The organism is Streptosporangium sp. NPDC023825 (assembly GCF_040639575.1).
Classification (GTDB): Bacteria; Actinomycetota; Actinomycetes; order Streptosporangiales; family Streptosporangiaceae; genus Streptosporangium.
Map to the genome: position 1 here is coordinate 49,823 of NZ_JBFAAE010000051.1, position 15,933 is coordinate 65,755.

At 71.3% G+C, this 15,933-nt stretch carries 12 protein-coding genes; 5 read left to right on the forward strand and 7 right to left on the reverse strand.

Features of this window, described 5'->3' with window-relative positions:
• Positions 1-286 precede the first annotated feature (286 nt).
• Positions 287-1,690 carry an MFS transporter gene (locus AB0G15_RS32425; protein ID WP_362847076.1) on the reverse strand — a complete coding sequence of 468 codons (1,404 nt, stop codon included), beginning with the start codon at positions 1,688-1,690 and terminating at the stop codon, positions 287-289.
• 144 nt (positions 1,691-1,834) lie between these two features.
• Between AB0G15_RS32425 and AB0G15_RS32430 the strand changes: the two genes are divergently transcribed.
• Complete coding sequence (locus AB0G15_RS32430; protein WP_362847078.1) at positions 1,835-2,770, forward strand: LysR family transcriptional regulator; 936 nt, start codon at positions 1,835-1,837, stop codon at positions 2,768-2,770.
• A 314-nt stretch (positions 2,771-3,084) separates the two neighbouring features.
• Here AB0G15_RS32430 and AB0G15_RS32435 read toward each other — a convergent pair whose 3' ends face one another.
• Positions 3,085-3,702, reverse strand: coding sequence for a helix-turn-helix domain-containing protein (locus AB0G15_RS32435; RefSeq protein WP_362847080.1), 618 nt, complete (start codon positions 3,700-3,702; stop codon positions 3,085-3,087).
• 68 nt (positions 3,703-3,770) lie between these two features.
• Between AB0G15_RS32435 and AB0G15_RS32440 the strand changes: the two genes are divergently transcribed.
• On the forward strand, positions 3,771-4,535 hold the full coding sequence (locus AB0G15_RS32440; RefSeq protein ID WP_362847082.1) for an SDR family oxidoreductase: 765 nt from the start codon (positions 3,771-3,773) through the stop codon (positions 4,533-4,535).
• Between the two features lie 76 nt (positions 4,536-4,611).
• Here the strand turns inward: AB0G15_RS32440 and AB0G15_RS32445 are convergent, their stop codons facing one another.
• Entirely contained in the window at positions 4,612-5,769 is a 1,158-nt protein-coding gene (locus AB0G15_RS32445) for an NAD(P)/FAD-dependent oxidoreductase (protein ID WP_362847084.1), read from the reverse strand.
• An 81-nt stretch (positions 5,770-5,850) separates the two neighbouring features.
• Between AB0G15_RS32445 and AB0G15_RS32450 the strand changes: the two genes are divergently transcribed.
• Complete coding sequence (locus tag AB0G15_RS32450; protein ID WP_362847086.1) at positions 5,851-6,600, forward strand: TetR/AcrR family transcriptional regulator C-terminal domain-containing protein; 750 nt, start codon at positions 5,851-5,853, stop codon at positions 6,598-6,600.
• Positions 6,601-6,667: 67 nt separating this feature from the next.
• Here AB0G15_RS32450 and AB0G15_RS32455 read toward each other — a convergent pair whose 3' ends face one another.
• Genes AB0G15_RS32455 through AB0G15_RS32465 form a run of 3 tightly spaced genes read right to left on the reverse strand, consistent with a single transcriptional unit; the run spans position 6,668 to position 8,182 of the window.
• On the reverse strand, positions 6,668-7,516 hold the full coding sequence (locus AB0G15_RS32455) for a BBE domain-containing protein (RefSeq protein WP_362847088.1): 849 nt from the start codon (positions 7,514-7,516) through the stop codon (positions 6,668-6,670).
• Between the two features lie 29 nt (positions 7,517-7,545).
• Positions 7,546-7,974, reverse strand: coding sequence for a DUF4267 domain-containing protein (locus AB0G15_RS32460; protein ID WP_362847090.1), 429 nt, complete (start codon positions 7,972-7,974; stop codon positions 7,546-7,548).
• A gap of 19 nt (positions 7,975-7,993) precedes the next feature.
• Entirely contained in the window at positions 7,994-8,182 is a 189-nt protein-coding gene (locus AB0G15_RS32465; RefSeq protein ID WP_362847092.1) for a hypothetical protein, read from the reverse strand.
• Positions 8,183-8,462: 280 nt separating this feature from the next.
• On the opposite strand from AB0G15_RS32465, the gene AB0G15_RS32470 reads away from it, so the two are divergent.
• Positions 8,463-11,717: a BTAD domain-containing putative transcriptional regulator gene (locus AB0G15_RS32470; RefSeq protein ID WP_362847094.1), complete on the forward strand. Its 3,255-nt coding sequence runs from the start codon at positions 8,463-8,465 to the stop codon at positions 11,715-11,717.
• Positions 11,718-11,905: 188 nt separating this feature from the next.
• Here the strand turns inward: AB0G15_RS32470 and AB0G15_RS32475 are convergent, their stop codons facing one another.
• Entirely contained in the window at positions 11,906-13,465 is a 1,560-nt protein-coding gene (locus tag AB0G15_RS32475; RefSeq protein WP_362847096.1) for a CBM35 domain-containing protein, read from the reverse strand.
• An 852-nt stretch (positions 13,466-14,317) separates the two neighbouring features.
• Here AB0G15_RS32475 and AB0G15_RS32480 point away from each other — a divergent pair.
• Entirely contained in the window at positions 14,318-15,589 is a 1,272-nt protein-coding gene (locus AB0G15_RS32480) for a pectate lyase (RefSeq protein ID WP_362847098.1), read from the forward strand.
• Positions 15,590-15,933: the final 344 nt, after the last annotated feature.

Consider the following 15,933-nt stretch of genomic DNA (forward strand, 5'->3'; position numbering starts at 1 on the left):
GGCTCCGGTCCACCAAGCCCTGCCCACTCCCGGACTGATTAGAACCTTGTCGAAGTAATACCCAGCCTGCCTCATTGATTTGATGGTTGTCAATATAGATGGATACCTAAGTTGTGAGGTACGGATACCGGCGGCTCCCGCCGTCTCGCGTTGTCACCGCAGTGCGCAGGGGTGGACCCGCGTTCCCGGCCGGGGGCGTGGCTCTACCGGGAATCGGGCCGGGTGGCCCAGGGGCGAACTCCCCCCGGGCCACCCGGCCGGACCTCGCTACCGCTTCAAGGTCGACTCATGGTCGGTTCTGCCGGCGTCCCAGCCGGACGCTGACACCTTCGCCGGCATCCCAGCAGGGCTTCACCGTCGCTTTCGGGTAGCAGCGCGAGGCTCGCGGGCTGATAGTCCATGACGAGCAGGGCGGTGTGTGCGGGGTCGAGTGCGGGGGTGGTGCTCCTGCGAGTGTTCGCCTTTCCGGTGGCGCCTGGTCGGCGTTCTTGTGCTGGGGCGTGCGGTCGTGCCGAGGGAGGAGGAGCGAGGTCGCCAGGAGGAGGAGACCGGCGATCGCGATCGCGGTGCGGGGACTGGTGAGGCCGGCCAGCAGGCCCCACACGCCGGTCATGGCCGCGACGGTGGCTTTACCGGTGATCGACCAGGCGGACAGCGTGCGGGCGATCCGGTCCGACGGGAGCCGTTGGAGCCGGTAGGTGGCGAACACCGGGTTGAACACGCCCATGCAGGTGATCAGCCCGAGTTCGACGGCGATGACGAGGATGAGCCCGGTGGGGCCGGGGTGGATGAAGGCCAATCCGAGTGGCCAGCACGCGCGCAGCGTCCCGGCGGTGAGCATGACCTTGTGTTGTCCATACCGTGCGAGGAGCGGGCGGACCAGTCGCGAGCCGATGAGGCCGCCGATGCAGGGGACGCCGAAGGCGAGGCCGTACTGCCAGGGCGCGAACCCGAGGTCGCCGAGCATGAGGACGGCGAGCAACGGTGAGGCTGCCAGGATCAGGCCGTTGACCAGGACGGTGTTGAAGAACAACGGGCGCAGTGCCGGGCCGGCGAGGATGTACCGCCATCCCTCCAGCAGGTCGCCGGCTCTGGGCCGGGGCGGTGTGGCGGTTCGCGCGGGACGGGGTTCCCGCCCGCTGATGGCGCGGATTCCCGCGGCCGAGAGGAGGAAGCTGACCGCGTTGGCCGCCACGCCCGTCACCGGGCCCACCAGCCCGATCGCGGCGGTGCCGAGCGGCGGCCCGAGTGCGGTGGCGGTCCAGGCCGTGGCCTCGAACCGCCCGTTCGCAACGAGCAGGTCCTCCGGCCGCACGAGCGCCTTCAGAGATGCTCCGCTCGCAGCGGTGAAGGCGATGTCGGCCGCGCCGACGACGACCGCCACAACCAGGAGCTGAGCGAAGCTCAGCCGGCCGAGCGCGTAGGCGGCGGGAACGCTCATCAGCGCCGCGAACCGGATCAGGTCCATCGCGATCATCACCGGCCGTTTACGCCGGAACTCCACCCACGGCCCGAGCGGCACCGCGACCACCGCCCCGATCGCGAGTCCCGCGGCGGCCAGCGTCGACACCTCGGCAGGCCCTGCGTCCAGAACGAGAATCGCGATCAGGGCGAACGCGTCGAACGCGAGCCATGTGCCGAACGTGCTGACCGCATACGCGGCCCAGAACCACCTGAACCGCCGCCCCAAGGACCTTCCCAACGCGCACCCCGATATCTCCAGGAAACAACCATCCGTTGATTCGAGAGATCAAAGCGCGCAGCTGACACACGGGTCAAACAACCGGATGACCGAAAGTGCACAACTGTGAGTTGTTCACTAAGGTCGGTTGGTGTGGATCTCGATGCTGTGCGCACGTTCGTCGTCGCCGCCGGCGCGGGGCGGTTCCAGGAGGCCGCCGCCGAGCTGGCGGTCACCCAGCAGGCCGTCTCCAAGCGCATCGCCGCGCTGGAGCGCGACCTCGGGGTACGGCTGTTCACCCGCACCCCGCGCGGCGCCGAGCTCACCATCGACGGGCAGGCGTTCCTGCCCCACGCCCGCGAACTGCTCCGGGCCGCCGAGCGCGCGGTCGCGTCCGTGCGCGCCGGCAGCCGCCCGCTGCGCGTCGACGTGATCACCTCACGCAGCGCGCAGTCGGGCCTGATGCGCGGCTTTCACCGCGCGCACCCCGAGATCGAGCTCGACGTGGTGATGCTGTTCGACATCGAGACGGCCGTCACCGCCATCCGGTCCGGTGCGATCGACGCCTCCTTCCGCGCCGTCGCCGCGCCCGGCCGGCCCCTTCCCGAGGACGTCGAGTCCGTCCGGGTGCTCGACGAGGCGCTCCAGCTCCTCACCGGGCCCGCCCACGCGCTGGCCGGCGCCCGGTCGGTGACCGTCGCCCAGCTCGCCGGGCACCGGATCTGGATGCCCGGCATCGTCCCCGGCACCGAATGGGCTGCCTACTACGACGATCTCGTCGCCGAGTTCGGCCTCACCATCGAGGCGACCGGCCCCAACTTCGGCTCCGACGCGCTCCTGGACACCGTCGCCGACACCCCGGCCCTGGCCACCTTCATGGGCGAGCAGACCCGCCTGGTCTGGCCCGCCGGCCACGGCCTGCGCCGTATCCCGGTGACCGGCCCCACGCCGGTCTACCCGCACTCGCTCCTGTGGCACCGCGGCAACCCCCACCCCGCTCTGGCCACCCTGCGCGATCACCTCGCCGCCACGGCGGCCGGCCACGGCGCCCCCGGGACCTGGGTGCCGGACTGGGCGATCACGCGCTGAACGCCGCCGCGTCTGCGATCACCGTGGCCGGATCGACGGACGGTGGCTCGGGGCAGGCATGGCCATCGGCACTCCGGCTTTGGCCCTCCGCGTGCCTCACACGCCGTGACGGTGATCAAAGCTGCGAACCGCGGGCTCAGCTCAGAAACCTCGGATCGACAGCGGGTCCGGGGCCCCTGCCTGCCTGTACAGCTGCGGGCCGATCAGCGGCTCCCGATGATGCGGGACAGGCCCGCGTCGAAGGTGTCGTCGGCGGTCAGGCGCTACCGGGGCGCGGGTGGCCGGCCCTCGGTAGCGGGCCGGGAAAGTCCTGGTCATCGTGCGGGGCCGATGACGTCGTCGCCGAAGACGGCGGCGAGGGCTTGGCCGATCAGGTGGGGCAGGTCGGGTCGCCCGTCGTCCTCGGCCCAGCGCACCATCGCCGTGTGCAGGGCGGCCAGGCAGGCGCTGGCCGCCGCCTGGGCCTGGAACGCCGCGTCGGGATCGGCGGTGTCGTCGCCGAGGGCTTTGGTGATGGCCTGCTGGAGGGCGTACTGGTTGTCCAGGTGTCTGGCCCGCAGGGCGGGTGCCGAGATCATGAGCTGCAGGCGGGTGAGCAGGAACTGCCGGTCGGCCGCCGGGTCGTCGCCGGTCAGGGCGGCGGCGGCGTCGACGAGCGCGCCGCCGATGCGGCGGACCAGGGGCTGGTCGCCGGGTGAGGCGGCGATCAGCTCGGCGATGAGCTCACCGTGCTGGTCGACCAGGACGAGATCTTCCTTGGTGGGGAAGTGCCGGTAGACGGTCATGGGCGAGACGCCGGCCGCCTCGGCGACGTCGTTCATGGTCGTGGTGTCGTAGCCGCGTTCGCTGAACAGCCTGATCGCGTGCGCCTGGATGGTGCGCTGCGTCTGGGCTCGTCGTCGCGCTCGCAGGGTTGAGGGCTGCACATTCATGTGGTAGACACTACCATTGTGATAGTTACTACCAAATAGGTAGTTCCTAACATCGGGGAGTGGTGGACATGTGCGATCTGACCGGCAGGACAGCCCTGGTGACCGGAGCCTCGCGCGGCATCGGCGCCGCGATCGCGACCCGGCTGGCGGCCGCAGGAGCGATGGTGATCGTGCACTACGGCAGGGACGCAGACGGCGCGGCGGCGACAGTCGGCGAGATCGAACGCGGCGGCGGCGCCGCCCTCGCCGTCCGGGCGGAACTGGGCGTGGACGGCGACGTCGACCAGCTCTTCGCGGGCATCGAGGCGGGCCTGGCCGGACGGCCCCTCGACATCCTGGTCAACAACGCGGCCGCACAGCCCGCCGGGCCGCTCGGCGTCACGACGCGGGCCGAGTTCGACCACCTGTTCGCGGTGAACGTGCGGGCACCGTACTTCATCATCCAGCGGGCGCTGCCGCTGCTGCGCGATGGCGGGCGCATCGTCACGATCTCCTCCGTCGCCACCCGGATGGCCAACCCCGCCCAGACGTCCTTCGCCATGACCAAAGGCGCGATCGAGACGATGAGCCTGACCCTGGCCAACGAACTCGGAGTCCGGGGAATCACCGTGAACGCCGTCGCCCCCGGCGCCACCCGGACGCCCGCCAACGCTGCCGTCTTCGAAGCACCCGGCCTGACCGCCTTCATCGCCGGATCGACGGCGCTCGACCGCCTCGGCGGCGCCGACGACATCGCCGACGTGGTCGCGTTCCTCGCCTCCGACACCGCCCGCTGGATCACCGGTCAAGTCATCGACGCCAGCGGCGGCCTGTTCCTGGGGCCGCGCACATGACGCGAGACTGCTTGACAAAGGCTGCCGTGGGTCACGTTCCCCGGCGGCGATCGCACGGGATCGCCGGTGAGGCGTATCAGGATCGCGCGGGCTCCTCGTGTGGCGCGTCGAGGGCGGCGGTGAGGAGGCCGACGAGTTCGAACGGTGTCCGGTCACCGAGGAAGAGGGCGACGGTCTCGTTCGCATCGGCGTATGCGGCGTCGCTGCGCGGGAAGAGACGCTGTTCGTAGGTGGTGAGTGCCGCTTCGATGTCGCCGGGGTTGGCGGCGATCGCCTCGGCGAGCTCGGCGCCGTCGAGCATCGCCAGGTTCGCGCCCTCGCCGGACGGCGGCATCAGGTGTGCGGCGTCGCCGAGGAGTGTCACGCCGGGGGTGCGGTCCCATCGGTGCCCGTCGGGGAGGGTGTGGACCGGGCGCGGGATCGGTGCGGTGTCGCTGTCGGTGATCAGAGCGGTGAGCTCCGGCGCCCATCCCCGCAGCTCGGCCGCGACCTGGGCGGTCGCGGCGGCGGCGTCGGTGAGGTCGATGTCGGCCACCCACTCCTCAGGGCAGTGCAGCTCGAAGTACGCGTGCAGGATGTTGCCCGCCTCGCGGTGCGCGATGATCCCCTTTCCGGGAGACAGGGCGTACATCGCGCCGCCGCCGACCGCCTCGGCCGCGGCCGGGTGCCGCTCGTCGGCGTCGTACAGGAAGGTCTCGATGGAGGAGGTGCCGGTGTAGCGGGGCCTGGCATCGGACAGCAGCGGCCTGATCCTCGACCAGGCGCCGTCGGCGCCGACCAGGAGGCCGGTGGTCACGGCCGGTCCCTCGGCGAAGGTCACCTCATGCAGGCCGTCGCCCAGGGACCGGGCACCGGTGACCTTTCGTCCCCACCGGACGGTCTCGGCGGGCAGGGAGTCGAGCAGAATCCGGCGTAGGTCGCCGCGGAGCACCTCCGGACGCCCGTGCGTGCCGTCGTCGGGTGTTTCGGCCAGCACCGTTCCGCGGGAGTCGAGCACGCGTGAAGCCGCGCCGCCCTCATGGATGATCGCGCGGAACTCCTCCATCAGGCCGGCCGCCTCAAGCGCGAGCTGCCCGTTGTAGTCGTGGATGTCGAGCTGACCGCCCTGTGTGCGGGCCCGCGCGGAGGAATCGGCCTCATAGACCGTCGCGGGGATGCCGTGGACGTGCAGAACGCGGGCGAGGGTGAGGCCACCGAGGCCCGCACCGATGATCGTGACTGGTGTCGTCATCATGTTCCTCTCGAACTCGTTTGGAGCGCCGCTCCAACATATCCATGTTGGAGCGGTGCTCCAAACGGTGGCATGATGGAGTTCATGGCGACCAGGACGAGACGAGGGGAACGGCGCGCGGACGCACTGTCGAGGAAGCGGATCGTCGAGGCGGCCATCGAGATCCTCGACGTCGGCGGCGAGAGCGTCCTGACCATCCGCGCGCTCACGGCCCGCCTGGCGACAGGGACCGGGGCGATCTATCACCACGTCGCCAACATGAACGAACTGCTCGCTGCGGCCACCGACGACGTCATCGCCGGTGCCATGACCGACGTGGTCGGCGTCGCCGACCCGCGGGAGGCGATCCGGGCCACCGCCCTCGCAGTGTTCGACGCGACCGACTCCCACCCCTGGGCGGGCTCTCAGCTCTCGCGCGAGCCGTGGCAGCCCGCGTTCCTGCAGATCGCCGAAAGCCTCGGCAGGCACCTCCAGGCGCTTGGCGTCCCCCAGCGAGCACAGTTCGACTGCGGATCCGCGCTCGGGAACTACATCCTCGGCGTCGCCGGGCAGAACGCCGCTCGCGCCCGCCTCCACCCGCACGACCGGTCGGCCGCACTCGAGGACATCGCCGCACGGTGGGCGCGACTCGACCCCGACAAGTACCCGATCATGCGCCGGCTGGCGACACGACTGCCCGAGCACGACGACCGCACGCAGTTCCTGGTCGGCGTCGATCTCATCCTGGCCGGCATCACAACCGTCCTTCAAGGAGCGTCTGAGGACCACCCCGCACCCCCGCCCGGCGACCGCCGGGCCTCCGGAGGAAACCAGCGGAACCGGCCGCGACCGTGACCACTCCGGTATTGACCGTGCCGCCGGGCCTGGGGCGGGTGCGCCGGCTGTGCGAGAACTGGTTGGGCTACTCGCAGCGGTGGGTCTTTCCGAGCGGCGGGGAACCGGTCTGTCCGAGCACCGGGTAGTTCGCGCGGAACACGTTGTGCGGGTCACGGGCCCGCTTGATCTCCCGCAGCCGCGCGAGCGTGCCGCCGGAGAAGGACTTCGCAGCCGTGTCACCGGGGGACAGCACGGTGTACGGCTTGCGGCCGCTGATGCGGGCCTTCAGGTCGGCCACGACCTCGGCCTGCCTGGCGCGCGTCGCGTCGGCCGCGTGCGGCAGGCCGAGACCCAGCAGGCCGAGCAGGTACGGCTCAGCCACCGCGCCGCTCGCACCGGCCCCGCCGCCCGCCTCGGCGAGTGCTCCGCCCAGGTGCCTGATCTGCAGGTTGATGAGCGGTTCGACCGGCTTGGCCAGCAGGAGCTCCACCGCGTCCGCGTCCAGACCGGTGAGCAGCTCCGCACGGGTGATGGACGGGACCGGATCGGTGGGCTCGGCGGCGATGGCGCCCAGGTCGGCAACCGGGACGACGCCGCGGTTGTCGGAGATCGCACCCTCGATCCTGTCGATGCGCACCAGCAGGCCCTCTCCCTGAGCCGCCGCGCCCAGGTAGGCCAGATCCAGCGTGACCATCGGCGGCGCGCCGGGGGGCTGGAGCCGGTTGATCCAGACGCTGAGTTCACGCGGCGCCTCGGCGGTGATCTCCAGGAACGCGTCGTACACCTCCCTGCTCCGGTGCTCCGGCCAGATCACGCGCCCGCCGTACGGGGCTGACGCGGGATACGGCTCGAGTTCGAGGGCGGTCACCACCGCGAAGTCCCCGCCACCGCCGCGCAGCGCCCAGAACAGCTCGGGATCGGACTCGGCGGTCACCCGGAACACCGGGCCGCACTGCGGGGGCGTCAGGCGGGCTGCGCGGCGGGCGCTGGGGTGGCGGTCTCTTGGGCCCTGCGCGCCTTGCTGGTCTCGCGGAGGATCAGCAACCCCGTGACCGCGATCAGCGCCGAGGTCAGGCCGTGGATGCCGAACGCGGCGGCCGTGGAGCCGTGGTGGGCCAGGACGTTGACCATGTCGCCGAACGGGGCGACGGCCACCGTCAGCAGGACCCAGCCCAGGGCGCGGCGGTGGCCCGTCACCAGCAGGATGCCCATGGCCAGGCCCATCGCGATTTCGCGGCTGGCCTTCACGACAGGAAAGCCGCTGTCGCCAGAGGGCCAGTTCGGCAGGCCCGGGAAGGACGGCTCGAGGGGCAGCACGAAGGACAACCCCAGGTAGAGGGTGAACAGGACGACGGCGGTGGCCAGGACGGTGTTGAGCTTCTTCTGCGACATGGTTGTTCTCCTTCGAGGTTCAGGCTGGGCGGGGTTCAGCCGCGGACACGGCGGATGTGGCGGGCGTAGCGGCCACCAGGGTGTCGCGTTCGTCGGCGCCCGCGGTGGCCTCCCAGGCGGGGACCGCGGCGTCCAGCCTGCTCAGGGTGGCCGCGATGCGTTCGTGCTGGGCCCGCACGCGCAGGACGATGTCGGCCTCCAGGTCCACTCGGGAAAGCGGCGGCGGCCACAGCAGCTCGTCCTCGCCCTCGTGACGGTTGTGCAGGCCCAGCCCTTGGCGCGAGCGGTGTCACCCGGGGCGACGGCCACGACGAGCTCCGCCGGCAGCCGTGACTCACGGCGGAGCACGCGGTGGACGATCTCCATATCCTGGGTGTTGACGCTCATCTGTTTTCGCCCTTCGTCGGTTGCGACGTGTTCAGGCTGCTCCCGGGTATTTGGAGGGGGCTTGGAGCCGATTTGGAACGTCCACATACGATGTGCAGATCATGGTCTTCATCCGGGTGCTGGGCGCGTTCGCAGCGCAGGTAGACGGTGTGGCCGTTCACCTCGGCGGGCCGCGGCAGCGGGGCGTGCTGGCGTTGCTGGTGGCGGCGCGCGGGCAGGTCGTGCCGGTCGACCGGATGATCGAGGATCTGTGGCGCGGGGAGCCGCCCGCGCGGGCGCTGATGTCCCTGCAGGTGTACGTGTCCAACCTGCGCCGGTTGCTGGAGCCCGGACGTCCGCCGCGCACGCCGGCCCGGCTGCTGGTGAGCGCGGCGCCGGGTTACGCGCTGCGGCTGCCGCCGGAGGCGGTGGACGCGTGGCGGTTCGAGGGCTTGCTGGGCCGAGCGCGTACGGACACCGACCCGCGCGCCGCGCAGGCTCGGCTCGCCGAGGCGCTGGGGCTGTGGCAGGGACCGGCGTTCGCCGAGGTCGCCGACGAGCCGTGGGCCGCCGCCGAGACGGCCCGGCTGAACGAGCTGCGCCTGGTCGCCACCGAGCTGCACGTCGCGGCGGGTCTGCGAACCGGTGACCCCGCCGCGGTGGTTCCCGAGGCCGAGCGGCTCACCCGCGACGAACCCCTCCGCGAGGAAGGCTGGCGGCTGCACGCCCTGGCACTGTGGAGCAGCGGCCGCCAAGCCGACGCGCTGGCGACGCTCCGCCGCGCCCGCGGCATCCTCGCCGAGGAGCTCGGGCTCGACCCCGGCCCGGACCTGACGGCGCTGGAGGAGGCGATCCTCACCCGGCGCACGGACGTCCTGCGCGCGACCGTGCCCCCGCCCCCGCCCCCGCCCCCGCCCCCGCTGACCGTGCCGCTGCCGCAGGTGGCCCCTCTCCCGGGGGCGGCTCGGGTCGTCGAGGCGCCGTTCGTCGGACGCGAGGCGCAGCTGTCGGCACTGGTCACGGCCGCCACCGGCGCTGCCACCGACGGAGCCCGTATCGCCCTTGTCACCGGCGAGGCCGGGCTCGGCAAGTCGGCGCTGCTGGAACACCTCGGCAGGCGGCTCGAACGTGACGGGTGGCTGGTGGCCGCCGGCCGCTGCCCCGAGGCCGACGGCGCGCCGCCCGCGTGGGCCTGGGCCGAGGCGCTGAGAGCCGTCGCCGCGTCCAGGTCCCCGGGCGAGTTCGCGGACGACCTCGCGCCGCTGCTCACCGACACCGGGCCGGTGAACGCCGACGCCGTCGCGGGACGGTTCCGCCTGCGCCGAGCCGTGTGGAAGTGGCTCGCGGCGGTCGCCGCGGAACGCCCGGTCGCCGTCGTGCTGGACGACCTGCACTGGGCGGACGCCGCCACGCTGGAACTGCTCGGCGGCGGCCTCGGCATGCGGGCCCCGATCCTGGTCGCCGCCGCGTACCGCGCGGACGAGAGCGGGCACCTCACCGAAACGCTGGCCTCCCTCGCGCGCGCCACGCCCCTGCGCCTGGCGCTGCCGGGGCTGGACGCCGAGGCCGTCGCGGAGCTCGTACGGACCGAGTGCGAGGCCGATGAGGAGACCATCGCAGGGATCGCCGAGCGCACCGGCGGCAACCCGTTCTACGTGCGCGAAAGCGCCCGGCTGCTGAACGGCGAGGGCGCGCTGGTCGCCCTCTCCGAGGTCCCCGAAGGCGTACGGGACGTCCTTCGCCGCCGGCTCGCGCGCCTGCCCGAGGGAGGCGTGTCCGTCCTCCGGCTGGCCGCGGTCGCAGGCCGGGAAAGCTCGGTGGACGTCCTCGTCAAGGCCGCCGACACCGACGAGGACGGGGTGATGGACGCGCTGGACGCGGGCGTCATCGCCGGCCTCCTCGACGAGCCCGGCCCAGGTCTCATCCGCTTCGTCCACGCCCTCGTCAGGGACACGCTCATCGCCGACGTCAGCAGATTGCGCGCCACCCGGATGCACGCCCGGATCGCCGCCGCCCTTGAAGGAACCGACGACATCGCGGCGCTGGCCCACCACTACGCGCGCGCCGGCTCACCGAAGGCCGTCGGCTACTGCGTCCGGGCCGCCGAGCTTGCCGAGGCCCGCTACGCCCACGACGTGGCGGCCGACCTCCTCACCGACGCCGTCACCAACTCAACCGGACCGGACGAACGGGTCGAACTGCTCGGCAGGCTGCTGCGCGCGCAGATCCGGGCGGGAGCCGTCGCAGCCGCCCGCCAGACGCGCCGTGAAGCCGTGGAGTACGCGGAGTCCCTGGGCCGCGACGACCTGATGATCGCCGCGTTCACCGCCTGGACGGAGCCGACCGCCTGGCAGGCCCGTACGTACGGCACGGTGGACCGGCCCGTCGTCGACCGCCTGAGCCGCCTGCTGAAGCGTGACCTGCCTCCTTCGGTGCGGTCCCGGCTCCTGACGGCGTACGCGCACGAACTGGTCGGCGAGGACGACCCGACGGTCGTGGAGGCGGCGCAGGAGGCACTCGACCTCGCCACCGAACCCCGGTTGCGGGCCGCGGCACTCGAGATCCTGGCCGAAGTCCACGGCGACGCCGAACTCTGCCGGGAGCTCGTGGAGATCGGCACCGAGCACGACCTGCCGGTCTACCGCGTCACGGGGCTGCTCAGCCATGCCGGCGTCGCCGCCGCCGCCAATGACCCGGTGGCCATGCACCAGGTGATCACCGAGGCCCTGGAACTCGCGCGTGCCTACCGGATGCGCGAGGCGATCGCCGTCGCCGAGATCACGCTGGCGAGCCTGGCGCTCATCGAAGGCCGGTTCGCCGACGCCGAGCTCCTCTACATCAAGGCTGACGAGGGCATGCGGCGCATCGGGTCGGTGCACGCCACGGGCTTTCTCCAACTCGCCCTGGCCACGATCCGGCTGAACGAGGGCACGCTCGGTGCGCACCTGGACGACGTTCGGGCCCTGCACGCCGTGCTTGGCCCCATGGTCTCCGACCTGCTCGCGCTCGCCCTGCACGCCAACGGCCTGGACGCCGAAGCCCGCGAGGTCCGCGCGTCACCCAGCCCGATCCGCCCCGACTTCTTCTTCACCTTCCTCACAACGCTGCGCGCGATGGCCATCGTCTCCCTGAACGACCGCGGTGCCGCCGAGGAGATCTACGCGACGCTGCTTCCTCATCGCAACGGCCCTCCGGCGGGCGCCGAGAGCCTGTCGTTGGCGCTGCGCCCGGTCGCCCACACCCTCGGTGAACTGGCCGTCCTCCTCGGCCGTATGGACGAGGCCGCCGCCCACTTCACCCAGGCCGCCACCGTCGCCGAGCACTGGAACGCACCCCACTGGGCCGCCGAGGCCCGGTCGCGATGCACAGCGCGATGATGGAATCGTTCCGGGGGACGATGCAACTCGAACTGCTCGACGCCAAGAAACAAGAGCAGACGCCGCGAGACACGTGATGATCGGCCGTCCGACGCCCGCCCCGGTGCGGACCGCGCCGAGACGCGCGCCGCCCGCACCACCACCGAAGCGAAATTCGGCCGGCTGCGGCAGCCGGGTGAAGGCGGCTGCTACGGCGTTACCGGCCTGCCGCCGAAGGTTACGACCAGGCGGCCGCCGGTGGCGAAGGACCAGCCCAGGGCGCCGGTGTAGGAGGAGCAGCGGGAGCCGTTGGAGCCGGACCAGAACTGGTTGGAGCCGTCGGCGTTGCCGATGATCCTGTCGTTGGATCCGCTGTCGCACGAGGTGTTGTCGCGAAACACCGAAGAGCCGCCGTCGAAGTTGAAGTTGCGTTCCTCGTTGCCGACACTGACATTCTCCGACACCGTCATCGTGCCGGGATTGCGGTTGTAGGTGAACCCGTGCTTGCCGTTTCCGTACGCGATGTTGCGTTGGATGACGTGGTTGACCGCGATGTCCTCGCCGCCGAGCTTGTAGCCGTTGCGGTCACCGTTGCCGGCCTGGCCGCCGTTGCTGAGGGTCCCGTTGCCGTAGGCGAGGGAGTCCTCGACGGTCACCGCGCCGATCGGGCCCGTGTCGGTCTTGGTGTAGAGGTCCCAGCCGTCGTCGATGTTGTTGTGGGCCACCGCGTAGCGGAAGACGTTGCCCGGGCCCGAGGTGAGCTTGGCGGCGAAGCCGTCGGCGTCCTCGCCGTCGGAGTCGGCGTTGTCGTGCGACTCCACGCTCACGATGAGGTTGCGGGAGGGCCACTGCTCGCGGGGTGCCCCGGCCACCAGCCGGGAGAGCTGCAGTCCGGTGTCGCGGTTGAAGCGTGTCACCGTGCGCTCGATGATGTTGTCGTTGCCGGCCAGGAGGATCCCGTTGTCGCCGGCGCGCTCGACGACGATGCCGTAGATGTGCCAGAACGAGCCGCCCACGGCGAGCCCGCGGTTCGCCGGATCCTCGCTCTGGGCCGAGAAGTTCAGCACCGGCGTCTCACCCGGGTGGGCGGACAGCTTCTTGCGGGCGCCCGAGGTGCCGTTGTTGCCCGGCGCGATGGTGACCGTCTGCGACAGGTCGTAGCGCCCGCCGCGCATGAAGATCGTCCCGCCGGGAGCGACGCGGGTGATCGCGGAGGTGAGCGTCGTCGGGGCCGATTCCGTCCCGGCCGCGTTGTCCGTGCCGTTGGTCGCGACGTACAGCGTGTTCGCCGGCGGCGGCTGGTCGCCGGTCTCGACGTCGAGGTGGTCGAGGTTGGGCAGGCCGGCGCTGCCGGTGGGGGTGAACCGGATGGTGTTGGCGCCCGCGTTCACAGTGATGGTCAGGGTCTTGGTGGCCCAGGTGGCCCACGTGCCGGTGCCCTCGAACGACACCGGCTGCGCGGTGGTGCCGTTGACGATCAGATTGGCCGGGCGGGCGGTGGTGCCGTTGGCGAAGCGCACCGCCAGGGTCGCCGTGCCGGCGGTGGCGGCGTTCACGGTGAACTGGGCGTGGGCGCCGACGGCGTTGGTGGCGTTGCAAAAGCCGCTGCCGGAGTAGCCGGCGTGGTTGGAGTCGATGGTGCCGGTGCAGACCGCGGGCGAGGTCTCGGCCTCGTACCGGGTGGGAGCGGCATGCGCCGCGTTCACGGGCAGCGCGGCGAGCACGCCGGCGAGCAGGCCGGCGCAGGTGGTGACGGCTTTGAGGCGCATCCTTCGTCTCCAGAGCTTAGGTAAGCGCTTTCCAGGGTGGGTGAAGCTAAGCATGCGCCGGCAGGCACGGGGAAGGGCCCGCAGGAAGACGGGATCACCCGCAGCGCGGTGACCTCGCCGGCGGACGGCACGTCGCCCCAGGTCGCAGGCGGCGGGAAGGGGGAACGCGCCATCGTCGTGCCGAGCGGCCGGGCAGGGGTGCGGCTGTGAAAGTTTCATGACGCATGTGACATGCGAGCTTCCCCGCCTGTATTTTTGCAACCGATTGTTGCAGGAATAGCGGCATGACCAGGGAGAATCCGCGGCGGCGGTTGCAGTTTTACCTGAATGTATTGACGTTTCCGCCATGTAACGCGAATGTGGCTGCAACCGGTTGTTAGAAGACGCGGGTCTCCGGGCGGTCCTCATGACCGCCGCATCGAGGTGGTGCGACCGGCGCACGCATCGAGGCGGTGAGCAGGTGGCCTCTCGACAGACCTGAAAACTTGAAGAGCGGAAGGTGCCGGTGCCGCGTGCCGAGGAGCGCGGCTCGCACCCCCCTCCACCTCGGGGCGACCCCGATGGGCTCGGGGACATGATGTCGAGGAGGTTCATCGTGATCCGAAGCAAGCGGCCGGCCTTCCCCGCCGCCCCGGGCGGGTGCCGGCGGACTTTTCCGGAACGCGCCGGCCGACTGCGACTCCCTCTCCGACCAGCCCCAAGCCTGCTGGGATTGCCGACACGGAGCCGGGCCATCTGAGGGCGGCGGGCTCCTCCGATTCACTTTCACGCACCTCCCCAGGGCCGTCGCGGCCCGCGACCTCTGCTGTGCCATGCCCTGAACCCATACAGATCGCAGAAATGGAGCTGAACGTGCTTAAAGAAGAGCATTTCGGTAGGAGGCTGGCGGTCATCCTCACCGCCGGCGTCATCACCACCGGCGGGCTGGTGGTCACGTTCAACACGCCCGCCTCGGCAGCCCCCTCCAACGGCAACTACACGCTGGCCAACGCCGGCAGCGGCCTGTGCGCCACCGTACCCGGGCAGAGCACCGGCGAGGGCGTCCAGCTGGCCCAGAACACCTGCGCCGACGCCGCCGGGCAGGTCTTCACGCTCACCTCCTCAGGGGGCGGCTACCAGATCAGGGCGGCGCACAGCGGCAAGTGCCTCGGGGTGCGGGATGCCTCCACCAGCGCCGGCAAGGCGGTCCAGCAGGAATCCTGCACCTCGGCCGCCTCGCAGACCTGGCAGCTCACCGCCTCGGGGTCCAACTACCGGGTGGTCAACGGCAACGGCGGCAAGTGCCTCAACGTCAAGGACAACTCCACCTCCTCCGGCGCCCTGCTGCAGCAGAACTCCTGCGACTCGGCGGCCACCAAGCAGTGGACGCTGCGGCCCGCCGGCGGGGGCGGCACGCCCGACCCGGACCCCACCCCCACCCCGACCGTGACGCCCACCTCCGGCGGAGGTGACGGCAGCGGTCCGTGGCCCTCGGACACCGGCAGCGTCCACCAGACCACCACCCGCAACGCCGGCACGTTCTTCGACGGCGGCATGAAGCGCTACTACGGCATCGGCGACGGCGGCCAGGGCGAGAGCCAGGACCCGATGTTCGTCGTGGCCAACGGCGGCACCATCCAGAACGTCATCCTCGACGCCCCGGCCGGCGACGGCATCCACTGCGAGGGCTCGTGCACCATCCGCAACGTGTGGTGGAACGACGTGGGCGAGGACGCCGCCACCTTCCGCAGCTCCAGCTCTTCTGCCACCTACCTGGTGGACGGCGGAGGCGCCAGGTCGGCCTCCGACAAGGTCTTCCAGCACAACGGCGCCGGCAAGCTGACCATCCGTAACTTCCAGGTGCACAACGCCGGCAAGCTGTATCGGGCCTGCGGCAACTGCTCCACCTCCTACCAGCGCCACGTCGTGCTGGACGGCGTCACCGCCCGCTCCACCAAGGTGCTGGCCGGCATCAACTCCAACTGGGGCGACACCGCGCGCTTCAGCCGGATCACCGTCTACGGCAGCGCCACCATCTGCGAGCGCTACAAGGGCGTGCCGAAGGGCAGCGAGCCCAGCAAGATCGGTGAGGGCCCCGACGGCACGCACTGCCTGTACTCCGAATCCGACATCACCCGCCGCTGAGGCCCCGGGCGGGCGGGCGTGTCCCCGCCCGCCTGCCCGGCACTCCCAAGACGTCCTCGGCCGGAACGGTGAGACCACAGCGAGCATCGCAACGCGCGACGGTGGCGGCTTCTCGCGTCGTGGCCGGCACCGGAGCCGGTCCAGGTGCCGAGACGGTCGACCTGTAGCGATCCCTCCCTCACCACTCGTCATCCGACGACCTGACAATCGTGGAGACCACCGATGCGCCTGACGCCTTTGCTCACGTGCACCGCTTTGATGGCCGGCGTGCTCGCCGCGCTGCCCGTGAACGCGGCGCATGCCGCTCCCACCCGGTACGAGGCCGAGACCTCGCCCGCGGTCTG

What these genes read in the sequence shown, in the direction of transcription:
- AB0G15_RS32445 (WP_362847084.1), bottom strand. Translation starts at nt 5,769, where the DNA reads ATGATGACGACACCAGTCACGATCATCGGTGCGGGCCTCGGTGGCCTC.
- AB0G15_RS32440 (WP_362847082.1), top strand. Translation starts at nt 3,771, where the DNA reads ATGTGCGATCTGACCGGCAGGACAGCCCTGGTGACCGGAGCCTCGCGC.
- AB0G15_RS32470 (WP_362847094.1), top strand. Translation starts at nt 8,463, where the DNA reads ATGGTCTTCATCCGGGTGCTGGGCGCGTTCGCAGCGCAGGTAGACGGT.
- AB0G15_RS32475 (WP_362847096.1), bottom strand. Translation starts at nt 13,465, where the DNA reads ATGCGCCTCAAAGCCGTCACCACCTGCGCCGGCCTGCTCGCCGGCGTG.
- AB0G15_RS32460 (WP_362847090.1), bottom strand. Translation starts at nt 7,974, where the DNA reads ATGTCGCAGAAGAAGCTCAACACCGTCCTGGCCACCGCCGTCGTCCTG.
- AB0G15_RS32435 (WP_362847080.1), bottom strand. Translation starts at nt 3,702, where the DNA reads ATGAATGTGCAGCCCTCAACCCTGCGAGCGCGACGACGAGCCCAGACG.
- AB0G15_RS32450 (WP_362847086.1), top strand. Translation starts at nt 5,851, where the DNA reads ATGGCGACCAGGACGAGACGAGGGGAACGGCGCGCGGACGCACTGTCG.